The following is a 19,302-nucleotide window of genomic DNA, read 5'->3' as shown; positions in this document are numbered from 1 at the left end:
TAAATTATATATAACTATACCTGTTAAAATTTGACTTTTTGGCTTTTAAAAAGTGTGGTCGTTCGTCTGGTTTTTCAGGAGCTTCACGGATGATTTAAGGCCCTTGGTATAAAATAGTAGTGAATTAAGTAACAGTACCTTGCATAACAAAGTACTATAGAATAACTTTGTCACAGTAATAAATTGATAACCATTTAAATCTTAAAGCCATGAAAGTATTATTCGTAATCGCCGCCACAGTATCTTGCTTCGGTCTTGCTTTGCAACCAGCTACCAAAAACGTTCAAACAGTTGATGCTGCTGTTGCCAGCCATGTAGAGATGGAAGTAGAAGAACCAATGATGACTGTTCTGCTCGACACAGTCGTGATCACACCTGTTGCGCCTCATGCGGTAGCTACTAACGTGCGTTAAGCCGTAGCAGCCCGCTGGCCAGCGGCAGTGTTGTCCTGTTTCAGGAGCCACTCTTCGGCCAGACGCCGTTGATAAAAGTTTTTCATGGAGAGCTTAGGAGTGAGGCGCTCTTCAAGCTCTCGGGCAGCGAGTCTGCTGAACATACTAAAGGAGTATACGTGCGCCATGTAGTGCAAACCGGCTCCGATTACTTGCGGCAGCCACTCAAACTGAAGCCAGTCGTTGGCTTCCTGCCAGTCGCCGGTCACTTCGGACTTGTCGTTGAGCAATTTCGGGTAGGGGTCTTTTCTTAGTAATTCGAGAAAGGCCTTCGCTGCACAGACCACATTGTCAGCTGTTATATGGCCCTGCCACTTGGCTTCTATGTAGTCCTGCTTACGCTGAATGGTCACGTACAATTCGCCCATCATGTGGTGCAGTTCTATTGGTGGGGATGGCGTAATTTCCGGACGGATGATTCTGGTTGCCATAGACATAACATCAGTTGGTTGCGCCCTAATGTAAACAATTCGTACACCTCACCCACAGGAATCACCCTATTTTAAGTGGAGCGCTCCCTGACAGGGGTAAAGGACTCCTTCTCAGGTAGTAGTCGCTGCCTGTTCGATTCCCACAAACACACCCTCATCCCTTAATTCTACCCGGTGCAGAACCGCCTTGCGGGTACGAAAGTCACACTCACGCCCATCCTGCATGCTATACCTGTAGCTGTGCCAGGGGCATATCACTTCATTCAGGTAATTCGTAGTGCCTTTGCTAAGGGAGTAGCCCAGATGTGGACAGCTATCGTCGAGGGCAAAAAAGCCGGTGGTAGTATGCGCAAAGCAAATAGACCGGCCATCCAGCACTAACTGTTTCAGTTTTCGAAGGGGCACCTGCTCGCGGGCTTCTGTCGCGCTGTCAAACACCTTGTGCCAGGTATAGCGTGCCTGTTTCTGTTCCATCTGTCCAACTAGTTGCTCACCCGCACGGCGGATGCATGGGCCTGCACCGGAAAGGATTCCATCACCTGTTCATCAAACCAGGCCTCCACCAGCTGACCCTCGCGTAAATGGTCCAGCCGGAGCGTGGTACCCTGCAAGTTTTCGATATAGGTTTTGGCATCAATCCGGAGTGTCGCCTGGGTATAGTTTGTTTGCACGCCCTCTACCGATTCGACCAGAACCACGGCTACGCCTTCCTTTTTCTTGGAGTTGGTTTTTTTGATATTCTTGATACTGCCCCGCATGTCGGGTTGCGTGTTGGGGATCTGGAAGCCGTCCTGCGTCTGGCATCCAGCCAGGAGGAGAGCTGCCAGGGTTAGTATGTTCAGGTATCTTCTCATGGGTACAGGGTCGTGTCAGGCCCATTCCTTACAGGAAGGACCTGTTTTGACATTTGTACGCAGGAGGGGGGGATTAGTAAAGGCTCAGGCGCTTTTTATTTGCCGCTTAAGCCACCCGCATGAACTGGTCTGACAACTCTCTGCGCAGGCTTTCACCTTGGGTATAGTAAGAAAGGAAGTCAGTGCGGCGACAAGAGGCCAGCCGCGGCTCCTGGCGCAGGGTAAGCCGGGAACGTTTGCCTACTGTCAGCAGGCCAATCCCTTTTCGTTCGCATAATTTAGATAGGTAATTTGCCATGGCATTGCCGCGCCAGCACAGACTGCTTACCTGTATACCTAACCACTGATGGTCGCCGGGTTGCTGCCTGAGTTGGTCAACTGCATTTTTCATTTGCTGCTGTATGAAGCGCTTACGAAGCCTGGAGTGCAGGACAAAACCAGCGACAGCAAGTATAGCAGGTATAGAGGCCATGGCCAGCCAACTGCCAGTCTGGTAGCAAAGGTAAGCTGCCACGCCGAAAATAGAGCCAGCCGTGGCATAGCGAATCCTGCCCAATCCCTTCTTCTTGTAGGAAGAAAGAACACGTGCAAGTTTATCAGAAGCGGAAGTGCTGAGAGAGACAGCAAAAAAGCTATTGTCGTGTTTCTGGTAGGCAAATAGCGCATCAGCAAAGGTGCCTTGATGGGTGGACACCGTTCTGTTTACAAGTAAGCCAGACTTTTTTTCATGTTTGGCATAGTAGGACCCAAGGAATTCGATTGCCTGGTCTCCGATGCTGCTCTCCGCCATATGCGTCAGTTGTTTGTAGCCTTCAAATACATTGTTTCATAGTTGGGGCTACCCAGTAAAACTGATGAGCCTTAGGCAGGATGCGTAAAGTGTCTTACACTTTTTTACAAATATAGCGATGGTAAAATATAAAGCTAATAATTTGATTATTTTTTTGAAAAATTTACTTTAGCCGATAGTGTTCTTCGATAAGTCCTGACTGGTCATATTACTATTCTATACCATCTGCTTTCTGATCATAGGGTTGCGTACTGTTTTAAATGCAAATTTTTTGTGCTTATTGTTATATGTCGGGTTTGAGCAACTTTCTGTCTTATAAAAACTGCAAAACTGGGTAGGCTGACGCAAATTTTTTAGATTTACGGCATGGTGCTGGTAGCCTACTTTTACTGCCCCTTTTAACTAAAACCATGAAAAAAAGTTTTTCGCTCCTGTTTGCCCTATTCATTCTGCTAACCTGTGGGCCACTGCACGCTCAGACACCCTCCAAACCCAACGCCGCTGAGCTACTGCAGGATATTAAAAAACTGAACGTGCTGGGCACCGCGCTGTATGTGGCAGCGCACCCCGACGACGAGAATACCCGCTTTATTGCCTATCTTTCTAACGAGAAGCTATACAACACCGGCTACCTATCCGTAACCCGCGGCGACGGCGGTCAGAACCTGATCGGACCGGAGATTCGCGAAGGACTGGGCATTATCCGCACGCAGGAGTTATTGCAGGCCCGCCGCATGGATGGGGGGCAGCAGTTCTTTACCCGCGCCAACGACTTTGGCTATTCTAAAAATCCGGAGGAGACTTTTGCCATCTGGGACAAGGAGAAGGTGCTGCACGATGTGGTCTGGGCTATCCGCAAGTTCAAGCCCGATGTGATCATCACCCGTTTCACCCCGAAGCCTTCTGAAACACACGGCCATCACACGGCCTCTGCCATGCTGGCAAACGAGGCCTTCGAGGCGGCCGCCGACCCGAAGCGGTTTCCGGAACAGCTCAAGCACGTGCAGGTATGGCAGGCCAAACGGGTGCTTTGGAACACAGGCGTGTGGTCCTTCCGCAGCCAGAAAGAATTTGAGGACTATGGTTCTCAGTTGTTGAAAGTGGATGTTGGTGGTTACAATCCATTACTAGGCAAGTCCTACCCGGAGATTGCTGCTCTGAGCCGCAGCATGCACAAGAGCCAGGGTTTTGGTGCTACCGGCACACGCGGTGTTACCATCGAGTATTTAGAACATACCAAAGGCGAGCGGGCGACAGAGGAACTGTTTGAAGGTATAAACGCTACCTGGAGCCGCGTGAAGGGAAGTGAAAAAGTGGCAGCCTTGTTGCAGCAGGCAGTATCAGAATTTAAGCCCGAGCAACCGGCCGCCGTGGTGCCCACGCTGCTGGCCGCCCGAAAAGAACTGACCAAGCTGCCCGACAGCTACTGGAAGCGCCTTAAAACGGAGGAGTTGGAGGAGGTGGTGAAGCACAGCCTGGGCCTATACCTGGAAGCGGTGGCCACCGACTATTCCGTGACGCCAGGCGAACACCTGAACGTGCAGCTGGAAGCTATCAACCGCTCGGCTATACCTGTGCAGTTGGTAAGTATGCGCCCTGCCTATACTTCCAAGGATAGCCTTCTCAACAAAACACTTTCGCCCAACGAAGCGCATCTGATTCCCTTCAAACTTGAAGTACCCGCCTCGGCAAAACTATCGCAACCTTACTGGCTACGGCAGGAGGGGACGCTGGGACTGTTCCGGGTAGATGAACTGCAGGAAATCGGAGCGCCTGAGAATCAGCCGGCCGCCGAAGTCCGCTTCGACTTGAAGATTAGCGGGGAGCCGTTCAGCTATACCGTGCCGGTCGTGTTTAAGCGCAATGACCCGGTAGAGGGAGAGCAGTACAGGCCTTTGGCCATTACGCCGCCGGTGTTTGTGAACATCTCGGAGAAAGTGCTGATGTTTGCCTCGCAGGAACCCAAGCCGGTACATGTGCTGGTGAAGTCGGGCAAGGCTGGTATACGAGGCAATGTAGCCCTGCAACTGCCGAAGGGTTGGCGTGCAGAACCAGCCCATGTGGCCTTTGATCTGGAGCAGAATGGGGCTGAGCAGTTGGTGCGTTTTATGGTGCATCCGCCCAAGGGACAGCAGGAGGTAGAGTTGAAAGCGGTGGCTACTGTCGAAGGCAAGCCCTATACCCGCGGACTCAATATTATTCAGTATAGCCACATCCCGACCCAAACCACTTTCCCGGAATCTGTGACCAAAGCCGTGCGCCTCGACCTGAAGCGCAACGGGGAGCAGATAGCCTACCTGATGGGTGCCGGCGACGACATACCTGCCAGTCTCCAGCAGATCGGCTACAATGTGACCTTATTAAAAGACGAGGACATCACAGACCAGAATCTGAAACGCTTCGATGCGGTGATACTGGGTGTTCGGGCTTACAATACGGTGGAACGCATGAATTTTTACCAGCCGCGTTTGCTCAACTACGTGCAACAAGGTGGGACTGTGATCGTGCAGTATAACACCGGGCACAGCCTCAAAACGAATACTGTAGCTCCTTATCCTCTGAAGATTTCAAGCCAGCGGGTAACGGTGGAGGATGCCGAGGTGCGCTTCCTGAAGCCAGATCACCAGGCGCTGAATAGCCCGAATAAGATCACCAAAAAGGATTTTGAAGGCTGGGTGCAGGAGCGGGGTCTATACTTTCCGAGTGAGTGGGGCAGCGAGTTTGAAGCCATCCTCTCGAGTAACGACCCTGGCGAACCAGCCCGTAACGGTGGCCTCCTGATTGCGCGTTATGGCAAGGGACACTTTGTGTATACCGGCTACTCCTGGTTCAGACAACTGCCCGCCGGGGTACCGGGTGCCTATCGCATCTTCACCAACCTGATCTCGCTCGGAAACGGGCATGGCGGCACACAAGGCAGCGCGGGGAGTACAGCCAAATAATTATCCAAAAGCCAGTGTGCTACGCGCATCGCGCTTTTGATAAGAATAGAAACCATGAAAGAAACTGACAACAAGCCTACCCAGGAGCTTGACAAACCACCCTTTTTTAAGAGCTGGAAAAGTATGTACTGGCTGGTGCTGGGCAATCTCGCTTTTCTGATCACCCTGTTTTACATCATCACCCGCATCTATTCATGAGGTTACTCGACTGGATTGTACTGCTCGGCACGCTGGGCTTTATTGTGATCTACGGCGTCTGGAAAACACGCGGCAGCAAAGACATAGAAGGCTACCTGAAAGGCGACAACAGCATGAAGTGGTGGACGATCGGCCTCTCCATCATGGCCACGCAGGCCAGTGCCATCACCTTTCTCTCCACGCCGGGGCAGGCTTACGAAGACGGGATGCGCTTTGTGCAGTTCTATTTCGGACTACCCATCGCCATGGTCATCATCTCGATCACGGTTATACCTATTTTTTACCGGCTCAAGGTATACACGGCCTACGAATACCTGGAGAGCCGCTTCGACCTGAAAACCCGTTCCCTGGCTGCCCTGCTCTTTCTGATCCAGCGCGGACTGGCGGCAGGCATCACCATTTATGCGCCGGCCATTATCCTGTCCACCATTCTGGGCTGGAACCTGACGCTCACCAACCTGTTCATCGGTGTTCTGGTGATCGTCTATACCGTGTCGGGGGGCACGAAGGCCGTAAGTGTGACGCAGAAGCAGCAGATGGCCGTGATGATGGGCGGTATGCTCGTAGCCGGATTTATGGTGGTGCGCTACCTGCCTGAGAACGTGTCTTTTGGAGATGCCGTGGCCGTAGCCGGCAAAATGGGTAAGATGAACGTGGTGGATTTCTCCTTCGATTGGAATGATAGGTATAACTTCTGGTCAGGTATGACGGGCGGTTTGTTTCTGGCCCTTTCTTATTTTGGTACCGATCAGAGCCAGGTGGCCCGCTACCTGGGCGGTAAATCGGTAGCAGAAAGTAGACTGGGATTGCTCTTCAATGGTTTGCTCAAGATTCCGATGCAGTTCATTATTCTGTTCATTGGGGTGATGGTGTTTGTGTTCTACCAGTTCAACCAGCCCCCCCTCTTCTTCAACGAGGCTACGAAAGACAAGGTATACGCCACCGATTTTGCACCGGAAATGCAGGCGCTTGAAGAGCAGCACACTGCCTTATTCAACCAGAAGCAAGAGGCCGTGCACGGACTGGTTGCGGCCCTGCGAACCGACAATGAAACCGCCATTGCCGCCGCCCAGGCCGAGGTGCAAGGTATAACCGACGCCTCCAAAGTAGTTCGTGACGATGTAAAGGCGCTGATTACCAAGGCCACACCCGATGCTGAGACAAAAGACACGGATTACGTGTTCATTTCTTTTGTAATGAAGTATTTGCCGGCTGGATTAGTGGGTTTACTTTTAGCTGTGATTTTTTCGGCAGCCATGTCGTCTACTGCTTCCGAGCTCAACGCCCTAGCATCTACTACGGTAATAGATATCTATAAGCGATCCGTTAAAAAGGACAAAGACAATTTCCATTACCTGCGCGCTTCCAAGCTGTTTACTGCAGCCTGGGGTGCCCTGGCCATTATCTTTGCCACTTACGCCTCCCTGCTCGATAACCTGATCCAGGCCGTTAACATCATCGGTTCCATCTTCTACGGCACCATCCTGGGCATTTTTCTGGTGGCCTTTTACGTGAAGTACATTAAAGGTAACGCAGTATTTATCGCGGCGCTGCTAGCTGAGGCTGTGGTGCTGTACTGCCATTTCTACACTGACATCGCCTTCCTGTGGTTCAACGTAATCGGTTGCGTAGCCGTGGTCGTGTTTGGTGCGATCATCCAGTTCTTTATGGGGCAGAAGAAAGGGGAATTAGTGGCCTAGCGATTTTTATAGCGCGAGCACCTACACCCGCGTCATAGTTTATACCTAATGTCGCGGCTTCTGCCCCGCCACAATATAGACCAGACTGCCGCCAGCCGATACATACTCTTCGTTCAGGAGCCTTTGCTTGAGTGCGATCTTGTTGTAGAGCAGTTTCTGCCAGTAGGCGTCGAACTTGTCTTTGTCGCCGCCGCCAGCCATGAAATAGTTTAGGTTGTCCTGGTAATCGTAGCCCATCGAGTCGGAATCGATCCACTGCAACATCTGATCCACGCGCAGCATCTTCTCCTGTGTATCGTAAGGAGGAATTATTGAGAGTGCTTTGTCTGAGATCCATACCTTGATGTTCTCAAGACCGGCTTTCAGGTATAGGTCAGGTATCACGTCGCCGAGTGAGTTGAATCCTTCGCCGAGCCGCTTCTTCCCTTTTTCGATGCGCAGCTTTATCTCGAGCACTTCGAGGGTGCTCTCCACGTCAAAATCGGTCTCGCCGTAGCGGTCAAACATGAGGTTGGGCACGAGGTTATTTGGTTCCAGTGCCAGCACCCAGCCGCCGGGCTTCGTGATCCGGATCATCTCGTTTATGACCTGTTTCGGGTCCTTTACATGGATCAGCAAAGTCTGGCAAAGCGTAATATCGGCCAGGTTATCAGGCAGGGGAATGTTGGAGGCGTTGCCCACCCGGAAGTCGTAACTGATGTCGTTGTGCAGGTAGATGCTCTGGGCTTTTTGCCTGGCCTCTTCGATGTATTCGGGCTCAAAATCGACACCGTATACCTTAGCGCCAGAGGGGAGGTGCTTCGAGAACATAAAGCCCATCATGCCTTTGCCGCAGCCAATATCCACGAGCGTGCCGGTATAGTCCAGGTGCAGGCGACGGGCCAGTAACTCCAGGTAGTCATCGTTCCACCAGTATTCCCGGGCGGGCCCGAGGTGGTCTTCTGAGTGTTTTTTAGGTTCTTCCAACAGGTATAGCGAATTAGGTATAAGGAGTGTCAGGTCCACTCCATCAGGTATAGTATCTCAAAAAAGAAAGCCCCTGCCAGAGCAGAGGCTTTCGGTAAAAAGCGGGCAGGTATAGCCTACTTCATTTTCTTCCACTCGGCAATGGCCTTCTCATTCATACGCACGTAGTCGGCATTGTTTGCCTTTTTTGCCAGCTCGATTGATTGCTCAGCAGTCTTTACAGCGCCTTTGTAGTCTTTCATTTTCGCCTGAATTTTGGCTTGTGCGTGCAGGTTCCAGAACTTAGGGTCGTTCGCATTGGCTTTCTTCATCCACTCCAACGCCTGCTTCAGGTCTTTGTTGTTGTCAGCGTAGTAGTTGGCAGCAGCAGCGTAAAGCGCAGGAGACACCTCTTTGCCATTTACCACACGCTCCTGAATCTGCGCCATCACTTTGCTATCTACTTCCGTCTCAATGGTGAAACTGGCGATCGTTTTGTCCCACATAATCTCGAGGTCGGCTGAGTTTGCTTTCAGGTTAGCAAAATTGATGGTGAAGGTTTCCACCTTTCTTGGGTTAGTCTGCGGCTTCACGGTGAAACGGAGTAGATCGTCTTCCTGCTTGTAAGCGGCTACGTTTCCACCGATTTTGATGTCTTTGTACAGGATGATGGTCCACTCATTCTGGTTTGGAATAGTCAGTAGCGCATACTCACCGGCAGGCACTTTTTTGCCCTGGATGGTCACCTCGTCGCTGAACTTAAGGGTAGTGGAGTTGTTGGCACCCGTGCGCCATACCTTGCCAAAAGGCACAACATCACCACCGAAAACGGAGCGTCCTTTCATCGATGGACGGGAATAGCTCAAGGTTGCATTCGTCAGGCCGATTTCCTGTGTTACGGTAGACAGTGGGCTGGCGGCTGGCATTGCTATACCTTGTTGCTGGGCCTGAACTGTCAGGGTAGTGCCGCCTAGCATTGCTGCCGAAAGAAGCACGCTGAATAAAATCTTTTTCATTGTTCTATTTTTTAGATTGCTGATGTTTTGCGATACGAAAATACTCAAAAATGCTGATAATACCCTTTAACTGTTACGTTCTGATTAAGTTTTAAGGAGGCCTTCTAGAAACTTCGCCCTACACTTAATCCAAAGCGAGGTATAAAAGCGGGCCCCGGCGACTTTATATTACTTTCTGTTGAAAGAAAAGGCGTAAAGCCGACGCGCACCACCAGTCCGCCTGTCGGGTTCTGATACCGGAAACCGATGCGGCTGAAGTACATGTTCCGCAAGAGGTCAGGCTCGTTGGTAAACCGTCGGGTATAGCCCAGCCCGAACTCAAAATGTTTCTGAAAGCGCCCGATCATACCCAATGCCTCGACCGGCACCACCGGGTAAAAGCCCGGCTCTTCAGCGGAAAAGAACTGGTTGCTGGCTATACCAATCCTGAAAGCCGCCTTCACCATAGACTTCTGGTACACGATGCGGTCGTAGTTAGCGGACAGCAGATCACCATTCCCGCCCAATTCGGCATACACCGCATTGCGGGCCCTGAATGAGTCGCGGTAATTCTGAGCCGAAGCCGAAAAGCCAATGACAAGCAGCAGGCAAAAAAGAAGGGCTCGGGTGAAAGCGCTGGAAATGTGCATAAAGTGATTCAGGGGCGAAGATACAGATACGGTGTAATGCTCCGCAAATTAGTGATTTATTAGGATATATTGATGTAGAAGTATGTAGGGTTGGAGAGGATGGTAACTGTCTGGTTCTCCGTATTGGGGTAACGGAGGTATAGCTTGTCTGAATCAGGATTTTGAGGATTTAAGAGAGCCCCTACCCCCAGAGGGAAATTTCTGGCATTGCCATTTCACAGGTATAGCTTTGTTGTTACAGCAGTTACTTTACAGTACCGGGTCCAACCACCCCTAACCCCTCCTTGTCTAAGGCGGGGAGCCTGTAACTGCCAATTCACGGGTATAAGCGCTGTAGTTACAGCATCACATTACTGGCAGGTATAGCAAGACTAACTTGCCCCGGAAGCTATGAAACAGACAACTGTGCACGGTGCGCTTTTGACGATTTTTTGTTTGAGCGGTCAGCGAGTTCAAAAGCTTCTTGTTTTTTTGCTTACTGGGGGTAGGGGCCCTCTTTTTTTTCATCAAGGAAAAAAGTGAGTGCCCGCCGCACAGGCGAAGCTATGAAACAATACAGGTTGCTATACCTGCAACTGCCACTGATGCTATACTGCAACCCCGCCACTACTATACCTACAACAAAAAAGCCCTGTCAGCTTAACACTAACAGGGCTCCTATACCTTATAAAATCAAGTTTAACTCATCTCAAACTGCAGCCTGAGCAGGTTGGCATATATACCGTTGTCATTAAGCGACAACACTTCATGCGAGCCTTCTTCAACAATCTCTCCGCCATCTATCACCAGAATCTTATCTACTTTACGAATGGTAGCCAGACGGTGTGCAATCACGATGGTCGTTCTGTTCTTCATCAGTTCATCCATGGCTTGCTGCACCAAATGCTCCGATTCAGAATCGAGGGAACTGGTGGCTTCGTCTAGTACGAGGATAGCCGGGTTTTTCAGGATGGCTCGGGCAATAGCTACTCGCTGGCGCTGACCGCCGGAGAGTTTGATGCCGCGCTCGCCCACTAAAGTATCCAATCCCTCCGGGAAAGACGAGATAAAATCGTAAGCATTGGCTTTGCGGGCTGCTGCTATAATTTCTTCCTCGGACGCTTCCGGGCGCCCATAGGCAATGTTTTCGCGGATGGAACCACCAAACAGCAGGACTTCCTGTGGCACGATGCCCACATTGGCACGCAGTTCCGTCAGACTCATTTGGCGGATGTCCTGTCCGTCTACGGTAATGCTGCCGTGGCTTATGTCATACAAACGAAGCAAAAGCTGTACAATGGTTGACTTGCCTGCTCCACTTGGGCCTACCAGGGCTATCTTCTCACCGTAGTTGATGCTAAAGTTAATGTCGCGCAGCACCTGGATATCCGGACGGGTAGGGTATGAGAAGGCCACCTGGTTGTAGCTGATATCGCCGCGCACCCGCCTGATCTCGCTCAGTGGACGCTGACTCTTATCGGTTGGCTCTTCCTGTTCGGCTAGTATTTCCTGTATGCGTTCTGTTGCTCCCAGAGCAGACTGTATTTTGCTATAAAGCTCTCCCAGACCACCCACGGAGGCGCCAATAAACACGGTATAAATGATAAAGGAAATCAGTTCACCAATTGTAAGGTCGCCGTTTTGCACCAATGTAGCGCCATACCATATCACGAGGATAATACCGCCAAACAGACCTACAATGATAAAGGAAATGAAAGCGCCCCGGTAGTTGGCCGCCGAGAGGGCAGTCTTCACGGCTTTACTGAGGGAGTGACGATAGCGGCCGATCTCAAAATTTTCGTTGGTATAGGCCTTTACGGTATTGATGGCTTGTAGCGTTTCCTCCACGATCACGTTGGTGTTGGCCAGTTCGTCCTGTGTTTTCTTGGAAAGGCTCTTGATCTTGCGACCAAAAACAAGCGTAAGCGCCACCAGCACCGGGAAGGTAGCCAGCATGAACATGGACAGCTTAATGGAGGTCCAGAGGATAATGATGATGCCTACCAATAGGGTAGTGATCTGGCGGAAAAGCTCGGCCAGCGTGATCGACATGGCATCCTGTACCTGGGCCACGTCGGTGGTGATGCGGCTGGTGATCTCGCCTACGCGTCTTTTCTCGTAGAACGGAATCGGCAGCATCATGAACTTGCTGTAGAGGTCGCGGCGGATGTCGGCCACGGCGTTTTCGCTTACCTGGGCAAAGAAGTATACCCTGAAAAAAGAGAAAATACCCTGCGCCAGGATCACGGCAAACAGGCCAAGGGCGATCATGTCGATGTCTTCGAGGAACCAGTCGGCGTTGCCGGTGGAGGAGTCGACCAACTTGCCGGTGAGCAGCGGGAAGATCATGAAAGTCAGGCTGGAAAGTACCAGAAAGCCCAGACCGACCATGAACTTGAACTTGTAGGGTAGTACGTAGCTAAATATCCTGATGCCGCGACGAAAGCTGTCTTTACTGATTTTCTTTCTGCCTTCTTTCTCCTGTGTGCTGTCGTTTAGCCCGATTCCGCGTTTTGCCATTAATGAAATCTATACTTAATAATAGGGTGTGCTGGCTTATAACAGCCAGTCAGCACTAAAAATGCCACGTACCCGAAAAATCTTCCAAAGGTAAGCAAAGTATAGGAGATTAGTGTCAGAATCATAACAGAGGGCTTTTATTCCCCAGTTTACTCACTATTCCGCAAGTTTAGCGTCTGCGCAAGTATGGTTGAGCATGGGGCCAGATTGCTAATGGCGTAGCGGCGGCCTGCTTTTGTAGGTATAGCGGTTGGGCTATTGCATAGCTGGCTTTTGCCCTGGCCGGGCGGGCCTTACTTTTTTCCTTGATGAAAAAATCGAGGGCCCCTACCCCCAACAAAAAATTGTCGTTGGTGCACTTGGTTAGAGGGATCTGTTTCATCGCTTACGGGGCAAGTTAGTCTCGCTATACCTGCCAATGGTCATCTGCTATAGAACTTATACCTTTAAAATAGCACCTTCAGAAAAGTCCCCCTTCGAAGGGGGTAGGGGGATGTTGATCATTCCCGAAACTTCCTCCCCTTTGGAGGTAGGGGCCCTCTATAAAAGGGGAGGGCGGGTTAAACTACAGCACTTATACCTGAGAACTATGAGTTACAAATCTCCTGCCTCAGAGCTGGCTTCAGTAGACCCTGATTCAGACACTGCCCACAATCCCATAAACGTCAGCAATCCATTCAGAATTAGTACCTCAAAACCAAATTGATAACCATAGAACCAGGCGACTGAATTGGCGCTGATGATGTATGTGAGGACCGGGGCAGCCACGCAAATGGCGGGCACATAGCGGTCGCGTACCTGGCGGCGGGTGTAGAGGCCGAAGCTATAGAGCCCTAACAGAGGTCCGTAGGTATAGCCAGTCACTTGAAGCACCGTTGTGATAAGGCTTTGGCTGTTGATTGAGTTGACGGCGAAGATGACAAGGCCAAGCAAAATGGAAAACCCAATATGCACAAAGTAACGCAGACGTAGCCGCTCATGCTCGCTTCTATCTTTGAAATTGAGGAAATCCACGCAGAAGGAAGTAGTGAGTGAAGTAAGCGCCGAATCAGCGGAAGCATAGGCAATAGCGATGATGCCCAGAATGAACGCTATACCTACCACAGGCGGGAAGTGGTTCAGGGCCAAAAACGGGAACACATCATCGCCACGTTCCGGCAATGCTATACCTTTGGCGGAGGCGTACAGGTATAGCAGGGCGCCCAGCATCAGCAGCAGGACAAAAACGATCATCAGAATGAGGCTGAACCAGAACATGTTTTTCTGTGCTTCGCCGATGTTCTTGCAGCTCAGGTTTTTCTGCATCATGTCCTGGTCCAGACCCGTCATGGCGATGGTAATGAAAGCGCCAGAAAAAAACTGCTTGAGAAAATAGTCGTTGGCCTTGAAGTCCCAGCTGAAAATCTGCGAATAGTCGCTGGCGGCTATCGTATCGACCATGCCTTGGAACCCCAGATTCAGTTCATCGGACACCACCCAGATACTAACCCCAACGGCTGTCAGCATGGCCGCGGTCTGGAAGGTATCGGTCCAGATGATGGTTTTCATGCCGCTCCGGAAGGTATAGACCCAGATCAGCAGGATCGTGACAGCCACTGTCACGGCGAACGGAATACCGATCTCGTCGAACACGGCCAGCTGCAGCACGCTTGCCACCAGGAAAAGGCGTATGGCCGTGCTCAGTGTGCGTGACAAGAGAAAAAAAGCGGCCCCGGTTTTATAGGACCAGAAGCCGAGGCGCTGCTCCAGGTAGGTATAGATGGAAACCAAGTTGAGGCGGTAATACAGCGGCAGCAGCACCGTAGCAACCACAAAATAGCCTGCCAGGTAACCCAGCACCACCTGCAGGTACGAAAACTGCGCGTCGCGCACCATGCCCGGCACCGACACAAACGTAACCCCCGACAAAGTAGCGCCTATCATCCCAAAGGCCACCACATACCAGGGCGATTTCCGGTTGGCCAGGAAAAAGGTATAGGAATCCGTATTCTTACCAGTTAGGAAAGAAATCAGGACCAGGATGCCGAAATAGCCGATGATGAGGCTTAGGATGAGCGTTGCAGACATGTGAAATGCGGGAAAACGCTGCAAATATAGCACAGCCTGCCGGTTTTCGGTTATACCAATTCCCGCAGCAGCACCTGCTCCCCAATGGCAGGTATACGCAAGCCCTGCATCATACCTGATGCGGCGATCTGCTCGAGCAGGCGCACCGGCTCTCCCGCCGGCTCGTCCGACAGGTCGAAGGTGCCGTAATGCATCGGTATAAAAGTGCCGCCGCGCAGCACATTGTAGGCCCGCACCGCCTCGTGCGGATTCAGGTGGCTTTTCTGCATCAGAAAGCTCGGACGGTAAGCCCCCACCGGCATCACACACACATCCATCGGGCCAAACAAAGACTCGATCTCCTCAAAGTGCCCGTTATAACCTGTGTCGCCGGCAAAGTAAAGCTGCATGGTGGGCGTCTTTATCAGGAAACTTCCCCACAGCACTTTGTTCATGTCGAACATGCCGCGACGGTGCCAGTGCGAGGCTGGCAGGAAGTAGATCTCTATACCTTCTGGGGTGAGGTCGAATTTCTGGTACCAGCCTGCCTCCTGGTAAGGCAGGTGCGGCTCGGCGCTACGCAACAGGTCGCCGGCATGCAAAGGGGCAAGGGCCTTCAGGTCCGGGTTGTGGCGGTAGAGTGTTTTGATGGAGCGTTCGTCGAGGTGGTCGCGGTGGCCGTGCGAGAGCAGTACCAGGTCTATACCTGTGAGTTGCTCCGGCGCGCAGGGCAGCCCGATGCGGCGCTTGATCATGGGCAGGTCGTAGAACACAGGGTCGGTGATCATAGTCAGACCGTTCACCCGGATCAGAAACGTAGCATGCCCCAGCCACACCACCATATCTTCCTTCGATATGATGAAATCGGTGCCGTAGACAACGGGAGGCACAAAAGTGTCGGCTTTTTTCTCTTCGCGCTGCGGATTGCGGGAGGTTTTCCAGCGTAGCACCTTGCTCATTTTAGGGATAAAGAGCTCGTCGCCATTCACAAACTGCCCGTTAATGGTCTTGTTGCCGCGGAAATCTGGTTTCACCACGGGCAGTTTGTCATTTTTCAGATGTCTTACTGTTTCGTTCTTCTGCCTCAAAATCTGAATAAGCTTGTTTCAGGGAATATTAACACGATAACGCGCACGAAAGTTGAAACGTGTGCCGGTAATTAATTAAAATACGCCAACAGGCATTAAAAAAACGCCTTCTCCTTTCAGAAAAGACGCTTTGTGATTTTTTATCCTACGCCGGAAGCCTAGTACCAGAAACCTCCGCTTCGGCCCACAGACACCGGTTGGTGAAATGGACTGTAGAATGGGGAGGCGCCTTTAGAGTAGCGCATAGCACCGGTCACCGAAAAGTGCTCTGTGATTTTATAAGTCGCCCGCATGTCCATGCCCTGGCGGCCCGGGTTCATGAAGTTCATGTAAGCCGGGTTCTGAGCTGGTATGTTCGAGAAGTCCTTCCACACGCTGCCGCTCAGGATCAGACGATCGTTCACCAGGTATTCGGCACCCACATGGGCAATGTAATGATCACTTTGGCTGCTCCGCATCAGGGTAGTTCCGCCATCAGAAGTAGGTACGGCATACTGGCCCGGCATCACCGATAGATAGGTCAGGCTGCTGAACACGCGCAGGCGCGGATTGAGCTGGTAACGCACGGTTGGCTCCAAATAAGTGGCGCCAAAACCGCTGCCAAAGCTGGCTCCTGCCGAAAGACTGTAGCTGAAGCGCTTTGCGGGCATCTCAAATTTCGTCGGCCTTTCTTCTTCAGTAGCTGGGGCTGGTCGCTCCTGCAGGACCGGGGCGGGCGCCGTTTCCAGGCTGGCTTTCTGGCCTGTCTGTGCCATGGCGCTCCCTGCGAAAAGCAGGCTGCAGGTCAGGAAAGTGCTCAAAAATATTTTCACGTGAAAAAAATCAGTTGAATGTGGTACTAAGTTACATCGCAATTGCTTCAGAAACAAGCGGGTGTCCTTTCTCAAACGGGTACGCGGGTCATTTGTTGTAGGCGGCTATACCTTGCTTTTGCTCCCTAAGCCAGGTATACGCTTGCTCAAAAAAGCCAGCCAGAAGCTCAAGCCCGGCAAAAGCAGACAGTAAAAGGTATAGGCTATCATCCCCGATGCAGAAACAAGTCTTCCGGGAGCAAAAAGGAAGGTGACTACTTTGCCTTTGACCCCAACCAAGCTTCCCGGAAGGTTTTCATGGCGGGTGTGAGCTCCTTGCCTGCGCTTTCAAACTGTTCGATCATCAGCTCCGGCATTTCTTCCAGCACAATCTGCGTGCTGATGACCGGGGCCAGTTCGCTGCTTCGGTAAGTGATCGGCACACTGTGCGTCGGCTTTAGTTTTCGCATGATTTTCTCTAGTTCCTTTTCGCTGGTCACTTTCTTGCCATTGAGCGTCAGGATAATGTCGCCCCGGTTCAGGCCAGCTTTATAGAGCGGCGAGGTGACATAAGTGCCATTCAGAAGCTTCGCGCCGTTCTTGCTGAACTCGAAGTTGGCGGGTCCCAGGCTAGCTTTGCCGGGTTCGGCTTTGCGCAGCTGCAGGCCGGCTTCGGCCAACAGAGCGGCGTAGTCTGGCAGTTCACTGCCGTATACCTGCCGTCTGAAAAAGTCGGCTGCCCAGGCGGTGTCTTTGGTCACTTCGGCCAGCGTGCGCTCCAGGTCGGTCATGGTGTAGGGCTTTTCGGTTTTGCCGTACTTCTGCCAGAGCGCCTGCATGTAGGCGTCGAGGGTGGTATTGAAGTCGCGGCGCAATGTCAGGTCCAGCCCCAGACCGAGCATGCTGCCATAGGTATAGTACGAAATAAAGGTGTTGTGGCGGTTGTTCGGGTCCACGGACCGGGCGGCATCCACAAAAGGTGCCTGCATACTCATCTCCACCAGGCTATGGTAGTGCCTGCCCGGTGTGAGCAGCACATAGTTCAGGTCGCGGGCAACGTTTCGCACGTCGTTAAGGCCGAGGCGGTACATGGTCAGGGCGCCGTAGTAAGAGGTAAAACCTTCCGCCAGCCACAATGCCTCTGTCATGTTGGCGAGTTGAAAATCGAAAGGTTCGAGGCTCTGCGGACGCAGGCGCTCCACGTTCCAGGCATGGAAAAACTCATGCGACACGGTACCAAGCAAGGCTGTGGTAGCAGTGCCCAGCGGGCGGGAGCTCGACACGATGGTAGAGTTGCGATGCTCCATGCCATCGCCTATGGCCTGCGGACCGTAGCAGGCGATAAAGGTATAGCGGCCGAAATCGAAGTCGGGCAGTTCTCCGAATACCGCCTGTTGCTCGGCTACAATCTGCTTGGTTTTCGCTACGTACTCTTCAAACTGTGCTTTGGTACCATGGTGGTGCATGGCTACCTGAATGGTCTTGCTTTTGCCGCGGTCCTGCACGGTCCACTCTGCCAGTTCAAAATTGCTCAGCTCGGTGGGGCTGTCCATCAGGTACTGAAAGTGAGGCGCGGTGAAGGTGGAGTCGTTGAGCGGTTGCAGCTGTGTGGCAACCTTCCAGTTACTCCCCTTAGGTATGCGAAACGTGACACGGGCGGGCGCTTGCTCGAAGCCGCGGGCATACATGAGGGTGGCGGGCATGTTCAGGTGCGCGTGCGTCTCATCGATGCCGGTATAGGTGCCGTCGGCATGGGCACCGAACAAGGTATAGCTCAGCGTGATCTCTCCCTGATGCCCGCTTACATCCCACTGGTGCGGATTCGGACGGCTGATCTGCAACTGCTTTCCTTTGCTATCGGTCGCTTTCACGCTGTACACGTTTTTGGCAAACTCGTGCAGTGCATAGCGGCCCGGCGAACTGCGGGGCATGAGCACCTGCAGGGTGTCGCTTTTTATACCTGTAAACGTGACGCTGATCTGTGCCTCGTGGTGCACGGCGTTCAGGAAGGAGAGGTGGTAGCTAACTTGCTGTTCCTGTGCCAGTAGTGGGGTAAACGACAGCGACAGGGCAGCGCACAGGGCGCCAAAAAGTCTCGTGGACATAAGGGTGTGTTTGGTTCGAAACTAAAAGTAGGAATTTTATTATTGTCGCGCAAAGTAGCTATACCTTCCGGTAGGCCCTGGCCTGTACCAGACCGCCGTAAAATGTGGCGGAAGCCTCCAGCAGCAGCGGTTGTCTGGCGAAGTGATCGTTAAAGTCAGGTAGTCTGGAAGCTTTCACATGGCTCACGAAGCCGAAAAAGGTATACATACTTTTGAGCAGCAACCGCTGCCAGCCAGGTGTTGATGTTTGGGCTGGCCAGAAATCGCTGAAAAGCCAGAGCCCTTGTGGTCGTAGTGCGGCACTTAACCGATCCATCAGATGCTGCAGCCGCTCATCAGGAAAAAGATCGAGTAGAAAGGGAGTGAGAATCACGTCGAACGTTTCATTGGGCAGCAGGCTGTTTTCGTCGCCTAAGCGAAAGTCTACTTTGGGGAGAACAGAAGCTTGATTCGTTACGCGCCGCTGGGCCATTTGCAGCATTTTAGGCGAAACTTCCAGGTAGGTCACCTTCACCAGCGGCTGCCGATTCAGCAACTGCTCCAGCAGCCAACCAGAGCCGCCCCCGATCAGCAATACTTTTGCCTGTTCAGGTATAAGAGACAAGTGTTCTGTCTGCGCTCGGCGCAATGCATTGCCGAAGACGAGCCGTGAGAGTCCATCGTAAACCGGGGCAATGCTGTCGAAATTGGTGTTGTTCACAGATTTTGTCATTTCGACCTAAGGGAGAAATCTGAAGAGAAAGTGGGTAAGCTCATTAGTAACTTCAATCCTAATTGGATTCAATTGAATGACGAAATTAAAGGTTGGGAGGATTA

Annotated in this window: 17 protein-coding genes; 4 read left to right on the top strand and 13 right to left on the bottom strand. The window is 51.9% G+C overall.

All coding sequences use genetic code 11. The annotated features are described in order from the left end of the window. Positions 1-209 precede the first annotated feature (209 nt). Positions 210-413, top strand: a complete 204-nt coding sequence (locus tag AC4QZR_RS10735; protein WP_494480925.1) for a hypothetical protein — start codon at positions 210-212, stop codon at positions 411-413. Here AC4QZR_RS10735 and AC4QZR_RS10730 read toward each other — a convergent pair. The 4 genes from AC4QZR_RS10730 to AC4QZR_RS10715 all read right to left on the bottom strand — a co-directional run bounded on the left by AC4QZR_RS10730 (position 410) and on the right by AC4QZR_RS10715 (position 2,527). Beyond that, positions 410-883 carry a hypothetical protein gene (locus AC4QZR_RS10730; protein ID WP_494480924.1) on the bottom strand — a complete coding sequence of 158 codons (474 nt, stop codon included), beginning with the start codon at positions 881-883 and terminating at the stop codon, positions 410-412. The genes AC4QZR_RS10735 and AC4QZR_RS10730 overlap by 4 nt on opposite strands. 111 nt (positions 884-994) lie before the next feature. Continuing rightward, positions 995-1,357 carry a Rieske (2Fe-2S) protein gene (locus AC4QZR_RS10725; protein ID WP_494480923.1) on the bottom strand — a complete coding sequence of 121 codons (363 nt, stop codon included), beginning with the start codon at positions 1,355-1,357 and terminating at the stop codon, positions 995-997. Positions 1,358-1,365: 8 nt separating this feature from the next. Then, positions 1,366-1,737 (bottom strand): DUF3221 domain-containing protein, encoded by a 372-nt coding sequence (locus AC4QZR_RS10720; protein WP_494480922.1) that lies wholly within the window; start codon positions 1,735-1,737, stop codon positions 1,366-1,368. A gap of 106 nt (positions 1,738-1,843) precedes the next feature. Next, positions 1,844-2,527, bottom strand: coding sequence for a hypothetical protein (locus tag AC4QZR_RS10715; protein WP_494480921.1), 684 nt, complete (start codon positions 2,525-2,527; stop codon positions 1,844-1,846). A gap of 410 nt (positions 2,528-2,937) precedes the next feature. Here AC4QZR_RS10715 and AC4QZR_RS10710 point away from each other — a divergent pair, with 410 nt between their 5' ends. The 3 genes from AC4QZR_RS10710 to AC4QZR_RS10700 are packed head-to-tail and all read left to right on the top strand — an operon-like array spanning position 2,938 to position 7,367. Then, complete coding sequence (locus tag AC4QZR_RS10710; RefSeq protein ID WP_494480920.1) at positions 2,938-5,469, top strand: PIG-L family deacetylase; 2,532 nt, start codon at positions 2,938-2,940, stop codon at positions 5,467-5,469. 54 nt (positions 5,470-5,523) lie between these two features. After that, a complete protein-coding gene (locus AC4QZR_RS10705; RefSeq protein WP_220627672.1) occupies positions 5,524-5,667 on the top strand; it encodes a hypothetical protein in 144 nt (47 codons plus the stop codon). Beyond that, positions 5,664-7,367 (top strand): sodium:solute symporter family protein, encoded by a 1,704-nt coding sequence (locus AC4QZR_RS10700; protein WP_494480919.1) that lies wholly within the window; start codon positions 5,664-5,666, stop codon positions 7,365-7,367. The genes AC4QZR_RS10705 and AC4QZR_RS10700 overlap by 4 nt, the downstream gene beginning before the upstream one ends. Before the next feature lie 45 nt (positions 7,368-7,412). On the opposite strand, the gene AC4QZR_RS10695 is transcribed toward AC4QZR_RS10700, so the two are convergent. The 9 genes from AC4QZR_RS10695 to AC4QZR_RS10655 form a co-directional block, all read right to left on the bottom strand. Then, positions 7,413-8,372: a class I SAM-dependent methyltransferase gene (locus AC4QZR_RS10695; protein ID WP_494480918.1), complete on the bottom strand. Its 960-nt coding sequence runs from the start codon at positions 8,370-8,372 to the stop codon at positions 7,413-7,415. Between the two features lie 77 nt (positions 8,373-8,449). Next, positions 8,450-9,328: a DUF2911 domain-containing protein gene (locus AC4QZR_RS10690; protein WP_494480917.1), complete on the bottom strand. Its 879-nt coding sequence runs from the start codon at positions 9,326-9,328 to the stop codon at positions 8,450-8,452. 104 nt (positions 9,329-9,432) lie between these two features. Beyond that, positions 9,433-9,957 carry a hypothetical protein gene (locus AC4QZR_RS10685; RefSeq protein WP_253402720.1) on the bottom strand — a complete coding sequence of 175 codons (525 nt, stop codon included), beginning with the start codon at positions 9,955-9,957 and terminating at the stop codon, positions 9,433-9,435. A gap of 678 nt (positions 9,958-10,635) precedes the next feature. Beyond that, positions 10,636-12,456 carry an ABC transporter ATP-binding protein gene (locus tag AC4QZR_RS10680; RefSeq protein WP_253402722.1) on the bottom strand — a complete coding sequence of 607 codons (1,821 nt, stop codon included), beginning with the start codon at positions 12,454-12,456 and terminating at the stop codon, positions 10,636-10,638. Positions 12,457-13,050: 594 nt separating this feature from the next. Then, positions 13,051-14,523 (bottom strand): sodium:solute symporter, encoded by a 1,473-nt coding sequence (locus AC4QZR_RS10675; protein ID WP_494480916.1) that lies wholly within the window; start codon positions 14,521-14,523, stop codon positions 13,051-13,053. 50 nt (positions 14,524-14,573) lie between these two features. Further along, positions 14,574-15,590: an MBL fold metallo-hydrolase gene (locus AC4QZR_RS10670; RefSeq protein ID WP_494480915.1), complete on the bottom strand. Its 1,017-nt coding sequence runs from the start codon at positions 15,588-15,590 to the stop codon at positions 14,574-14,576. A 158-nt stretch (positions 15,591-15,748) separates the two neighbouring features. After that, on the bottom strand, positions 15,749-16,402 hold the full coding sequence (locus AC4QZR_RS10665) for a hypothetical protein (RefSeq protein WP_494480914.1): 654 nt from the start codon (positions 16,400-16,402) through the stop codon (positions 15,749-15,751). Between the two features lie 254 nt (positions 16,403-16,656). Continuing rightward, the gene (locus AC4QZR_RS10660) at positions 16,657-18,486 is read right to left on the bottom strand and encodes a M61 family metallopeptidase (protein ID WP_494480913.1); all 1,830 of its coding nucleotides are present in this window, start codon (positions 18,484-18,486) and stop codon (positions 16,657-16,659) included. Positions 18,487-18,544: 58 nt separating this feature from the next. Further along, positions 18,545-19,198, bottom strand: a complete 654-nt coding sequence (locus AC4QZR_RS10655; RefSeq protein ID WP_494480912.1) for a class I SAM-dependent methyltransferase — start codon at positions 19,196-19,198, stop codon at positions 18,545-18,547. Between the last annotated feature and the right edge of the window lie 104 nt (positions 19,199-19,302).

The organism is Pontibacter sp. YIM B11418 (genome assembly GCF_059278805.1).
The sequence above is the reverse complement of the archived record's forward strand: the minus strand, read 5'-3'. Positions and strand labels throughout refer to the sequence as shown.

Bases quoted from the DNA above. Each gene is read 5' to 3' on its own strand.
- AC4QZR_RS10735 (WP_494480925.1), top strand. From the start codon at position 210: ATGAAAGTATTATTCGTAATCGCCGCCACAGTATCTTGCTTCGGTCTT.
- AC4QZR_RS10730 (WP_494480924.1), bottom strand. From the start codon at position 883: ATGGCAACCAGAATCATCCGTCCGGAAATTACGCCATCCCCACCAATA.
- AC4QZR_RS10725 (WP_494480923.1), bottom strand. From the start codon at position 1,357: ATGGAACAGAAACAGGCACGCTATACCTGGCACAAGGTGTTTGACAGC.
- AC4QZR_RS10720 (WP_494480922.1), bottom strand. From the start codon at position 1,737: ATGAGAAGATACCTGAACATACTAACCCTGGCAGCTCTCCTCCTGGCT.
- AC4QZR_RS10715 (WP_494480921.1), bottom strand. From the start codon at position 2,527: ATGGCGGAGAGCAGCATCGGAGACCAGGCAATCGAATTCCTTGGGTCC.
- AC4QZR_RS10710 (WP_494480920.1), top strand. From the start codon at position 2,938: ATGAAAAAAAGTTTTTCGCTCCTGTTTGCCCTATTCATTCTGCTAACC.
- AC4QZR_RS10705 (WP_220627672.1), top strand. From the start codon at position 5,524: ATGAAAGAAACTGACAACAAGCCTACCCAGGAGCTTGACAAACCACCC.
- AC4QZR_RS10700 (WP_494480919.1), top strand. From the start codon at position 5,664: ATGAGGTTACTCGACTGGATTGTACTGCTCGGCACGCTGGGCTTTATT.
- AC4QZR_RS10690 (WP_494480917.1), bottom strand. From the start codon at position 9,328: ATGAAAAAGATTTTATTCAGCGTGCTTCTTTCGGCAGCAATGCTAGGC.
- AC4QZR_RS10685 (WP_253402720.1), bottom strand. From the start codon at position 9,957: ATGCACATTTCCAGCGCTTTCACCCGAGCCCTTCTTTTTTGCCTGCTG.
- AC4QZR_RS10680 (WP_253402722.1), bottom strand. From the start codon at position 12,456: ATGGCAAAACGCGGAATCGGGCTAAACGACAGCACACAGGAGAAAGAA.
- AC4QZR_RS10675 (WP_494480916.1), bottom strand. From the start codon at position 14,523: ATGTCTGCAACGCTCATCCTAAGCCTCATCATCGGCTATTTCGGCATC.
- AC4QZR_RS10660 (WP_494480913.1), bottom strand. From the start codon at position 18,486: ATGTCCACGAGACTTTTTGGCGCCCTGTGCGCTGCCCTGTCGCTGTCG.
- AC4QZR_RS10655 (WP_494480912.1), bottom strand. From the start codon at position 19,198: ATGACAAAATCTGTGAACAACACCAATTTCGACAGCATTGCCCCGGTT.